Origin of the sequence: Flavobacterium algoris, assembly GCF_048158525.1 — a bacterium.
Lineage (GTDB): Bacteria > Bacteroidota > Bacteroidia > Flavobacteriales > Flavobacteriaceae > Flavobacterium > Flavobacterium algoris.
This window is the reverse complement of the sequence record NZ_JBLNKT010000018.1, coordinates 63,873-75,671: the sequence shown is the minus strand read 5'-3', so window position 1 is coordinate 75,671 and position 11,799 is coordinate 63,873. Positions and strand designations below refer to the sequence as shown.

7 protein-coding genes are annotated in these 11,799 nt (G+C 34.9%); all 7 read right to left on the bottom strand.

Going from position 1 to position 11,799, the window contains the following annotated elements; all coding sequences use genetic code 11:
* Window positions 1–512: 512 nt before the first annotated feature.
* On the bottom strand, window positions 513–1,028 hold the full coding sequence (locus ACM55I_RS10660) for a cupin domain-containing protein (protein ID WP_416846765.1): 516 nt from the start codon (window positions 1,026–1,028) through the stop codon (window positions 513–515).
* Between the two features lie 44 nt (window positions 1,029–1,072).
* Window positions 1,073–2,707: an alpha-amylase family glycosyl hydrolase gene (locus ACM55I_RS10655; protein WP_416846764.1), complete on the bottom strand. Its 1,635-nt coding sequence runs from the start codon at window positions 2,705–2,707 to the stop codon at window positions 1,073–1,075.
* 12 nt (window positions 2,708–2,719) lie between these two features.
* Complete coding sequence (locus tag ACM55I_RS10650) at window positions 2,720–4,444, bottom strand: hypothetical protein (protein ID WP_416846763.1); 1,725 nt, start codon at window positions 4,442–4,444, stop codon at window positions 2,720–2,722.
* A 49-nt stretch (window positions 4,445–4,493) separates the two neighbouring features.
* Window positions 4,494–5,783, bottom strand: a complete 1,290-nt coding sequence (locus ACM55I_RS10645; protein WP_416846762.1) for an MFS transporter — start codon at window positions 5,781–5,783, stop codon at window positions 4,494–4,496.
* Window positions 5,783–6,841 carry a glycoside hydrolase family 130 protein gene (locus ACM55I_RS10640; RefSeq protein ID WP_416846760.1) on the bottom strand — a complete coding sequence of 353 codons (1,059 nt, stop codon included), beginning with the start codon at window positions 6,839–6,841 and terminating at the stop codon, window positions 5,783–5,785. Before ACM55I_RS10640 ends, ACM55I_RS10645 begins: the two co-directional genes overlap by 1 nt.
* Window positions 6,842–7,184: 343 nt before the next feature.
* A complete protein-coding gene (locus ACM55I_RS10635) occupies window positions 7,185–8,666 on the bottom strand; it encodes a RagB/SusD family nutrient uptake outer membrane protein (RefSeq protein ID WP_416846759.1) in 1,482 nt (493 codons plus the stop codon).
* Window positions 8,667–8,690: 24 nt separating this feature from the next.
* Entirely contained in the window at window positions 8,691–11,756 is a 3,066-nt protein-coding gene (locus tag ACM55I_RS10630; protein WP_416846757.1) for a SusC/RagA family TonB-linked outer membrane protein, read from the bottom strand.
* Window positions 11,757–11,799: the final 43 nt, after the last annotated feature.

Here is an 11,799-nt window from a genome sequence, read left to right as displayed (position 1 = left end):
ACTCAATTGGACTGCTTTCTCTTTAAAAGCTTTGTCATAAATTTTGCGCACTTGTTTCATAGGTTAAAATTAAGATTTATTTCTTAACTTTCTGTGATGGCTAAGTTAGCATGTCCAGTGTTTTCTAATCAAAATTTATTGTTTATTATAATAAAAAAATGAGTTAAGATAAAATCCTAACTCAGAAATTATATTTATTGTTTTAAGATAGAGATTACATAAATATAATATTTTTAATTAATAAAAACACAAAAAACATATTTCAATACCATTCATTTAACGCTGAAATTTGTATTTATTTTTTCCTTTAAACAAAAGAATTGACTACAAAAATAACTAGCTTAAAAATAACATCCTGTAGAATATATTAGAAAACTTCACGTAGAATTTGTTCTACATGAAGTTTCCTAATATTCCTAAAATTTGAATTATTTAATTGAAATTTAATGCTATAAGTGAATTCTAAAAAAGGCAGATAAGAATTTGGCTCTATCTTTCAAAACAATATTTTTTTATCTACCGAAGTCATCTTGCAAACGAACAATATCCTCTTCATCAGAAGGATTTTCAGGGTCTGTATGTTGCCAAATTTCAGCTACTATTCCCCATGAATCCAATCCTATCAAGCGATGACGTTCTCCTTTGTCCATTTGGATAAAAGTACCCGGAGCCAGTTTTTGAAGTTCACCTTCTTCATCTGTCAAACTAGTTTTTACCCCAACAATTCCGGAGAGTATTTTCCATATTTCTGCTCTACGGTGGTGAAATTGCCATGACAACCGTTTATTTGGGGCAACTACCAAAATTTTCGGACTTAACTTATTCGTAATTCGAATAGTATCCATTCCAAGATGTGGGAAAAATTTAGCGGCAAAGGCACTCGCCTGGCTTTCGTTAATTACAAAAAAACCTCCCCAAGGACGCGTTTCATCTTGTTTTATAACGGTGAAATTTTCTTGTTTTAAAGCTGCTGCAATTTGTTCAAAAACAGCACTTTTTTCTAAAGCATTAGGTATATTAAGATTCATTTTTATTGTTTTAAAAAGTAATTATTCGGTTAATCTAATTGATGCTACTGCTGGTTTCTATATATAATAAAATCATTTGATTTCAATTTTGGATTTCCCATCAAGATTTTTGCTCCTTTTGGAAGCCTGATTTCTTTTCCTAAGCCAAAGTTAATGATTATAGTGATTTTGTCTCCTTCAAAAGATCGGGTAAATAAAATTTGATTGTTTTTATGTTCCAATCGGTCATATTTACCATATTGTAACACTTTTTCATTATTCCGTAACGCAATCAATTTTTTGTAATTGTTGAGAATAGAATTTTCTTTGTTCATTAAATCATGAACATTGACTTGTCTATAATCCGGATTAATTTTAATCCACGTTTTCTTAGTTGAAAATCCTGCAAAAGCATTTCCATTCCACTGCATTGGACTTCGGGATTTATCACGGTTGTGCTCATTTCCTTCAACAAGTGCTTCATCAGGATTTTTCCCTTTGGCTATAGCCAATTCATAATGGGTTCTTCCCTGAATATCTACCATTTCATCCAAGTTCTTGGCAATACTATTATGCATCCCAATTTCTTCTCCGTAATACACAAACGGAACTCCTTTTGCGGTAAGCATCAAGGCTGCCAATGCCAAAGCTCTATCCGGATTCCCATTGGCTAATCGGTCTGTCATTCTGGGCATATCATGACTTCCAAAAAACAAAGTGGGATAATTGCTCCTATTTTTTTCCATACTTTGCAATTCGCCAAAAATACGCTGTGAAGAAAATGTTTTGATGCTTCCAAAGTTGAAATTAAAAACAACATCCAATAAATCTTGTGATTGGTATTGTTTCAATACTTCAATTTTGTCGCTTCCTATTTCGCCAACAATGAAACGATTATCATACTCGCTTACGGTCGCTTTTATCATTCGCATGGCATTTTTCACACCTTCTTGATCAATGTCGTTACTATGTACTTGCTGTCCGTCTTTGATAGGATTATCAGCTGTAATTCCGTTAGTGGTCAAAAAATTAATCACATCCAACCGAAATCCATCGACACCGATATCTAGCCAAAAGCGAAGTACTTTTTGAACCTCAGCAACCACTTTAGGATTAGACCAGTTGAGATCGGCCATTCTTTTATCAAACTTATGATAGTAATATTGATTGGTTACCGTGTCTTTTTGCCAAGCTGTACCACCAAAAAAAGATTCCCAATTATTAGGTTTATCTTTCCAGATGTAATAATCCCGATACGGATTGTCAATTGATTTCTGCGATTCCTGAAACCACTTGCATTCCGTAGAAGTATGATTCAAAACCATATCCATAATTACTTTGATTCCCCTTTTATGGGCTTCGGTCAAAAATTTATCAAAATCGGCTTTGCTGCCATAAGTGGGATCTACCTCGTAATAATTAACAATATCATAACCGTTATCTACTTTTGGAGAAGTAAGAAATGGCGTGAGCCAGACTCCTTTTATTCCCAATGATTTCAAATAATCTAACTTATCGGTCATTCCTTTAAAATCGCCATATCCATCCCCATTGCTATCCGCATAACTGGGCATATAGATTTGATAAAAGACCGATTCTTTCCACCATTTTTGGATGTTCTGGGTATTTTGTGCGGCCATTGAACTACTATTCAACAACAAAAAAGAAACTAGTCCAACGATTAACAGATTCGATTTCATAAGCAAATCCTTTTATTTTTTCTGTTGGAACTTATAATCCACCACAATACCATTCACCAACATTTTAGCACCTTGATACGTGATTTTACCGCCTGATGGGACACAAACAATTACAGCTGCATTTTCTCGTGCAATCTTTATTTTAGCTGAAGAAGTAACATTACGGGCTACAAAACGTCCTGATACCGTATTATACAAATCCACTTTTTTTCCTTTTTCGACAGTTATAGAAACTGTTTTATCAGCCGTATAAGGATTATAGTATAAAAAAGACGCGTAGGCTTTATCATGATAAAAATCAGTCGCCAATAAATTTAACTGTAATATTCCTGTAACATCCGTTGCACGGATAATACTTCCAAAAATACCTGCGTGTCCGCTTCCATAAACACTGAATTGAGATTCCTTTGGATTTTCTCCAGGTACCCAAAGTGGTCCGTCACCTTGTGCAACAGGTCCTTTTAAATGTTCATGCTCTTTATAACTGGATTGACGAATCATGCCTTCGTAACCGATTACTCCTTTTGAAACTTCAGCCAGTTCAGGATTCGTTTCATGCTCATCCGGCATGTATTGCGGGTAAAAAAAGCGGGAAGCATTTGCTGCATTCAACATCCATTTACCAATTGCCGTGGCATACGATTGATCGTATCGAACCATAGGAACCAATGGCCATGCCGCATCATAAGTGTTCATTAAAAATCCGTAACCACCATGATCTACTGTACTGCCTACAATTCCTGAAATATCAATTCCATTCCAGTTCCCCACTAATACGCCCCATCCTTCTCGACATACAGCAGTTCCGTCAAAGCTCCAACCCAACATTTTATTAGTGTCATACTTCTTTCCATGTTCCGCATTTATTCTTGCCGATAAATAAGCTCCAAAAGGCATTAATAATTCGTATGTTGGATTTATAGGTTGTGATTCTAGCGCAGTTAATGCACGCATCGCTCCTTTTAAATATCTTGAATCACCAAACTTTTTATACGCTGCATATAAAACCCAAGCATGACCGGCTGCTGCATCCGGTTGCGCACAAATATTGTTTTTCATGGGTTTCATTTTACCATAATCAAAATAGGAATAATCATAATTCCCATTCAATATAGAATCGGCCTTGAAAAATTTTTCTGCAATACTTTTAGCAATTTCTTTAAAACCCGGTTCTTTGGGATATTTGTCATAAACCGCATAAAACAAGAGATTTGGATATACATCGTACCACCAGTCACGTCCATAGCCACCTCCTAACAAAGCCACTTCCGGACAGGTATTATTCATCATAATATCCCAACCTGCGTCTTTATTATAATAGTTTTTAAGCATTCCAACATAGTCCAGATTTTTTTGTTTGCTTTTGTCTATTCCCACCAAACTAGCTCCTAATGTCGCTCCTATAGTTGCCAAAGCTTCATGAAACATTCCTTTATTATTTTTTCCTTGTCTTACATCACCAACTGCAGTGTACATTCCTACAACATCTTGAGGAAAATTCTTTTTACTGCTGTCCATCCATACCATAGGCCAAAATTTCCCTTTGGCATTAAAATCAAATACGGTACTATCAAAACGGAGCGCCAGCTTTTTATAATCGATGATTTGCAATGGTTTTGGCAAGTTGGGCATTTGATCCACACGAGCTATCCGTTGTTGCTTAACTTGAGCCGTTCCATTAATTCCCAAAAGGATAAAAAATAGGCCTACGAAAGTGATTTTGAAAATAGTATTCATTCCTTATTTTTATTTAGTTGTAACTATATTTTAAATAATAACCGTTTTATTACACCAATTTTTCTGCTACTTCATTCAGCACTTTGACATCAATTTCTGTTTCATCCGGTGCAAGCAATTTTCCGTCCGCAATAATTTTTTTGGCTACATAAATAGAACTTAATTGCAATACAGCAACAATTACAATAGCATATCGCAACGCAATTTCAGTAGAGATGGCATAAGCTAAAACCAGAAATGTTCCGGCACCCAAAAATCGACCCACAAACAAACCCGCTTCATGATTTAGAATATAAGCAAACTCACCTCTCTTTTCTATTTTTGAAACAATATCAATTACCTTAAACTGGATTGGAAAATACGCTAAATCCATTAGTGGTTTTGCAATCAGCAACAATAAGATAAATAAAATCACGCCTGTTTGATTGAATAAAAAAGCATTGATTACAGCCCCTAAAGCAAATAAAGACAATCCGGCGGTAAATATTTTTATACGATCTGATGGTTTAGAAAGCCTTCCTAAAACATACATAATTACCGCAGCAATTATTGCTCCTATAGATTGTGCCGTTCCTAATGCTCCTTCTTTGCCTAATAATAACATGATAAGCATTGCGGGCGCTGTTACCAGAAAACCTTGTACCAATCCTTTCAACAAAGACAAGGACAGCAGTTTATACCATAACTGATGAAATTTAAAAAACACATATTGTTTCTGTTCCGGGTTTTTAAAGGTTCCTCTAAAACAAACTATAGATGCCGCAACAGTCACTAAAAAAACGATTCCGGTAATGATTAAATAGGCTGTATGTATTTGTGCTTCGTCTCCACTTGATTCAATAAACCAACCAATAGTAATAGGAATGATAACGGCTATAATGGTATAGAAAAAAGTTTCTAAACCATAATAATAATTTCGATTCGTATCATTGGTAATGGCTAATGCCAAATAATCTCGATTAGACCAATAAAAGCCAAAAGACAATCCCATAGTAATTCCAGCAAATCCAATCCCTACTAAATCGAGTGTTTTCAACGACATCATAATCATCATGGAAACTCCGCTGAGCATCATTCCCGCCGAATATAATTTTCTAATGTTAAAATGTTTCAGCAAATAACCATTCAATAAAAAAGTTAGCGGAATTCCGGTATAAATAGTAAGCTGATAAATCACGACTTTTACGGGATCATTAGAACTTCTCATCACGTAAGCAGCTACAAAAATATCGATTACTGGCAAAACGATAGCATAGACCAGATTAGTAAGTACTAATATTTGAAAATTATGGGTCTGGCTTTTAAAATGACTAATTTCTGTTTGTAATTTCTTGAACATTAGTTAAATTTTAAAAGTGAATAAATCTCTTTGATAGAAAACTCCGCACCACAAACAAACTCATCCGAAGCGCCATAATAAATAGTAACTGTATCGCCATCAGGCTGTACAATATGTCCGTTTGTAAATACTACATTCCCAAAAAAACCAGTCAATTCATAGGTTTCGGTAGGCACCATTATAGGTTCTTCAGTGCGTGCAATTACTTTTGTAGGATCTTGTAAATCCATTAAAAAAGCCCCTAAACAATATTGATGTGCTGCATTGGCTCCATGATAAATAGACAACCAGCCTTTTTCAGTTTTTATGGGAGCAGCTCCGGCGCCCACTCTTTTGCTATCCCATAGTCCAGCTCTTGTTTTTATGATACAATGGTGATTTCCCCAATGCAGTCCATCCGGAGAGGACGTTATCCAAATATAATTCCCACCAATATCAACGCTGCTTGGGCGGTGTAAAGCATAATACATCCCGTTTATTTTTTCATCAAAGATGGCGCAATCCTTATTGTGTGGAGGTAACATCATTCCGTGGGATTGAAAGTTTTTCCAATCGGTTGTGGTGCGTAAACCTACTCCTACTCCATTATCAGAAACTGCCGTGTAGGTAAGGTAATATTTGTTTTCAAGAAAAGTTACCCTGCAATCTTCCACTCCAAATGTTTCCAGCATTCCTTCACCAACTAAAGACGGATAATTCTCCGGTTCATAGAAATGGTGCCCATCATCGCTACATAATAATCTCAGGTGAGATAAAGTAGTTAAATAATCAACTCCTTTATAATTAATGACTCTGGCATCACTTGCGTCTAATTCCGGGTCATCAGTAGGAATTTCGATAATTTTAATAGCTCCTGTTTCCGTTAAAATAGGGAAAGAAATAATATTCTCTTTTTGTTCCGGTCTTTCGGCTACGCGAACAATCAGCCATGTTTTTCCTTCAAATTTAAATACCCCTGGATTAAGAAGACAGGTAATTTGTAAGCCTTCTCTACTGGCTGGTAAATCTGCTGGAGATAATAATGGATTTTTTATAAAACGTTTTGCAATATCTTTCATGCTATTTTATTTTTAGTTTTTTAGTTTTTTTTTAAGTCCAAATCCATTTCTACATACGGAAACGAGTAGTTTAACAGTAAATTTATTTATGAAATTTACAACTATTCTATTTATTTACAGATATATATAATGAAAATCAATTTCCATTAGACTTAAAAGAATGGTACAGATTTATGAAATTCGTTTGTATGCGTTATGAGTTTAGAGTTTAGAGTTTAGATTTTACTTTTAAGCATCAGAAATCAATTCAAAATATAAAAATAGAGAAGTAGCAATCTTTTTTAAATTCAACTGCTACTTCTCAGGGGAGTATTAATTAAACCAAACCACTTTAATTAAAACATTAATACCCTGTATTTTGTGTCAAAGTACCTGCTGAGGCATCAATTTCTGATTGAGGGATTGGATACAACATGTGTTTGTCTTGGAAACTTTTTCCATGAGCCGTCATCACTGCTTTAGCAATTCCCCATCTTTTTAAGTCCAACATTCTTTGATTTTCGAAACCAAGTTCCGCTCTTCTTTCTGAAATTAACCAACCTTTTATAGTCGCTTTATCTGTAGAAGCTACTCTGTCCGGCAAAGTTCCTACTGGAGGAATCGTTCCTAATGCCGTTACTGTAGTTCTGGCTCTGGCTCTAATTTGATTGATAATAGCAATCGCTCCTGAATAATTTCCTGTTTCATTAAGCGCTTCTGCTTTCCAAAGTAACGCATCAGCATAACGCAGGTACACTTTATTTGTAGGCGCATCATCATTTCCTTTATTGGCACCATCTAAACTACCTAACATTTTATTCACATTTTGATTGGCAGCATCTACGGTGTATAATTTTCTTGGATCATTTGGTTCAAATGAATTTAAAAAATCGGTGCTTGGCGCGAAGAATCCCCATCCTAAAGGAGCACAAATTCCATTACCTTTTCTTGGTGTTGCATTGGACTGATGATCGTAAGAAAAAATAACTTCATTATCAGTATATTCTTTAGACGTACTGAAACTATCGAAATAATTGGCGTTCAAACTGAAACCAAGTCCAGCTAATTCATCAACTAAAGCAGGAACCTCTGTCCATTTTTCCGTATACAAAGCCGCTTTTGCCTGAAGTGCAATCACAGCACCTTTAGAAACTCTCCATTTTTCTGTTGGAGAAGAATATTTAGAATTTGGTAACAATGCTTTTGCTAAAACCAAATCTGATTTTATTTTATCCCAAACGAGTCCTTTATCAGCTCTCACTGCTACATCAAAAGCTTCCTGATAAGTTTTTACCGGAGCCAAAATTAAAGGCACATCACCAAAATTAGTAACCAAAGAAAAATAGTAGTATGATCTTAAGAAATAAGCTTCACCCAACAATTGGTTTTTTCTTGCAGTAGTGATTCCGGTAACAGTTTCAATATCAGCTTTTGTTAATAATTCTATTGCGGCGTTAATTCTTTTAATTCCTTCGTAATCATATTTCCACAAACCGTTTGGTCCTCCATTAGTAGAAGTAAATGTGAAATTATTAATTTCGTCTATCCAAGGTTGATCCCCATCAGAAGACCATTTTTTCTCCATATCATCCGATGCGATGTCTTGCATGATATAATCATTCTGAAAAACAAGACCTCCTCCCCAATCCCATTGGGCTAGGATATTCAATCTATTTGAAAGTAATTGGTACGATGAACTCACTGATTTTTCCAATGTATTCAATGTTGGAGTCGTATTTGCCTGCTCCAACGTTGTTAATCCAATTGGGTCTTGCGTAAGTTCATCTTGACAACTCGCCAATGACAACAAGCCCAATAGAATACCCGTTTTAAATAAATTTTTCATAATTTATATTTTTTAATTTTTTATTTAAAGTTTAACTTTTATTCCTAAAATAAATGATTTAGACTGAGGATAGGTTCCTTTGTCAATCAATGAAGTAGATTCTGGATCTAAGCCTTTGTATTTAGTTACTGTAAATAAATTTTGACCTGATGCGTACAAACGCAGGTATTTAATTCCAGCTATTTCAGTATTAAAAGTGTATCCAATTTCAAGATTTTTTAATCTCAGGTAAGAAGCATCTTCAACAAAAACACTTGATACATTTCCGCCACCATTATTGTTAAAAGTAAGTCTAGGAGTTGTGTTACTTGTTCCTTCACCATGCCAGCTATTCAATACCGCAGTAGTTGAATTGAAAGGACGGCTATCATAGTCCAAGATTTGTTTCAAATCATTGTAGCGATCCACTCCTTCTACTCCTTGTAATAAAAAGGAGAAATCAAAGTTTTTATACGAACTGGAAAAAGCAAAACCATAGGTTACTTTTGGAATTGGGTTACCAATAAAAGTTCTGTCATCACCATTAATCTGACCATCACCATTTAAATCTTTAAACTTGATGTCACCAGGTTGCGTTCCATTAGCATTTGCAAATAAAGTACTGCTTACTTCCGCAGCATTTTGATAAATACCATCAAATTGGAAACCATAATAAGAGCTTATTGGCTGACCTACTTCAGTTTTTGTATGTGTAGCATCATCCGAAATATTTTTTACAAATGTTTGAAGTTTATTTACTCTATTGGTCAAAGTAGCGATGTTCGCATTTACATTGTATTTAAATGCATGGTCATTGTTTTGAAGATTCAATCCAAATTCAAATCCTTTGTTGCTTACTTCTCCTGCATTCACAAAAGTTCTGTCTATAACTCCTACTGCTACTGCCGGTAAACCTACAGTCAATAATATGTCCGAAGTTTTTTTAGTAAAATAATCCGCAGTAAAGGATAATTTATTTTTCAAAATTCCTAAATCTACCCCAAAGTTAGTTTGCGTGGTCGTTTCCCATTTTATATCTTCATTTCCGTATCTTTTTACACCCGGTGGGTCAGAAGTTACATCAACAATTGTTTGATACGCATTATTAGGTATTTCTTGATTTCCATTTTGTCCCCAACTTGCTCTCAATTTTAAATTGGATATCCAATCCACTTTTTCCATAAAGCTTTCTTTAGAAATTACCCAACCTCCGGAAACAGATGGAAAATAACCCCATTTATTATTCGCTCCAAATCTGGAAGAAGCATCAGCTCTCATGGTACTGGTAACAAAATATTTATTGGCATAACCATAAGTACCCGAAGCAAAGAAGGATAATAAACTCCAGTTGCTGGCAGATCCTGAACTATAAATGTTCGTTGTACTTCCATAATCAAGGTATCTAAAAGGATCAGTAGTATTATCAAAACTTTGTCTGCTACCTCCAATTGCTGAAGATTTACTGGTAATATTCTCTGTTCCTAACAATAAATTAATAGTGTGTTTTTCATTAATCGTTTTTAAATAATTCAACGTATTACTGAAAGTGAACGTCATAGCATCTCCTCTATTTTCGTTCAGACTGTTGGGTCTGTTATTTCTTCCCATACCGTAATATGGATTTGAGGTATCGCTAATATTAGCATCTCCAAAATTTTCCCCAAAATTCTTATTATGCGAAAATTGAATATCAACACCTAAATTACTTCTGAATTTTAGCGATTTATCACTCAAGAATGCATATTCACCATATAAATTCCCAAAAGTTTGAAATGTATTTCTTTTGTCATCTGTAAAGTGGACAATTGCAATTGGGTTCGAACTATACTCGTAATTTTTACTCCAACCATCATTAGATCCTGTATAAAAAGGCAAATCAGTATATGGATTACTTGCAGAATAGGTTGGATCATTTACATCTTTATAAACGCCCAAAACCGGAGGACGAATTAATGCATGACGAATGATACCCGGCGCATCACCACTGGAAGATAATTTATCTTGTTTAGCATAGCTAAGCTGTAAATTAGTCCCCACTTTAAAACGATCAGAAAGATTTGCGTTTACATTTGTTCTGAAATTAAAACGTTGGTATTTATCATTATTCTCCACAACAATACCATCTTGTCCAAAATAACCGCCTGAAATTAAATATTGCATTTTGTCAGAACCACCACTTGCCGAAGCTTGGAAATTTTTAGATATTCCAGTAGTGAATAATTCATCTTGCCAATTGGTGTTTGCCAAGTCCGTTCTGTTCCTGTCAGCTGCATAAGGACTAATCGCCGATGCCGCATTTCCAGCTGTATTATGCCAAGCTTGATCTTTTACCGTTAAATATTGATCTGTATTCAACATTTTAGGAAGATTAGTGGCAAAGTGAATTCCGGAGTAATAATCAACATCAAAACTTGATTTCCCTGATACACCACCTTTGGTTGTAATTAAAACGACACCACCAGCTGCTCTTGAACCATAAATAGCTCCTGCAGCCGCATCCTTTAATACGGACATTGATTTCACATCCGATTGATTAAGGAAAGAGATATCACGAGTAGGAACTCCATCAACCACATACAATACGTCATTATTTCCAAGTGTACCTTCTCCACGAATACGAATTTTGATTCCATCGCCAGGAGCTCCTGTATTGGCTGAAACAAAAACACCTGCTACTTGTCCTTGCAAAGCTTGACCAACATCCACAACTCTGGTTTTTGATAAATCATCCATATTAACCGAGCTTACTGCACCTGTTATAGAAGCTTTCTTTTGACTGGTATACCCTACAACAACTACCTCATCTAATTTTTGTGAATCACTGGTTAATATCGCATTGATAATGCTGTTTCCTTTTACCGGAATTTCTTTGGTTAAATATCCTATATAACTAAAAATTAAAACGGCATTCGAATCTACTTTATTAATGGTAAAATTTCCATCAAAATCAGAAACAGTATTTATCGCTGTTCCTTTTACTGTAATATTTACTTGTGGCAAAGGACCACTGTTATCTGAAACAACACCTTTAACGGTTTGAGCACAAAGTGCGCTCCCAGACAATATTGTCCATAATAGAACTATATTATAAATGATATTTTTTCTCATCATAGGGATATGTTAAATTGATTAATAATTCGATTTAATTTTTTCA

Bases quoted from the DNA above. Each gene is read 5' to 3' on its own strand.
- ACM55I_RS10640 (WP_416846760.1), bottom strand. From the start codon at position 6,841: ATGAAAGATATTGCAAAACGTTTTATAAAAAATCCATTATTATCTCCA.
- ACM55I_RS10635 (WP_416846759.1), bottom strand. From the start codon at position 8,666: ATGAAAAATTTATTTAAAACGGGTATTCTATTGGGCTTGTTGTCATTG.
- ACM55I_RS10645 (WP_416846762.1), bottom strand. From the start codon at position 5,783: ATGTTCAAGAAATTACAAACAGAAATTAGTCATTTTAAAAGCCAGACC.
- ACM55I_RS10630 (WP_416846757.1), bottom strand. From the start codon at position 11,756: ATGATGAGAAAAAATATCATTTATAATATAGTTCTATTATGGACAATA.
- ACM55I_RS10660 (WP_416846765.1), bottom strand. From the start codon at position 1,028: ATGAATCTTAATATACCTAATGCTTTAGAAAAAAGTGCTGTTTTTGAA.
- ACM55I_RS10650 (WP_416846763.1), bottom strand. From the start codon at position 4,444: ATGAATACTATTTTCAAAATCACTTTCGTAGGCCTATTTTTTATCCTT.
- ACM55I_RS10655 (WP_416846764.1), bottom strand. From the start codon at position 2,707: ATGAAATCGAATCTGTTAATCGTTGGACTAGTTTCTTTTTTGTTGTTG.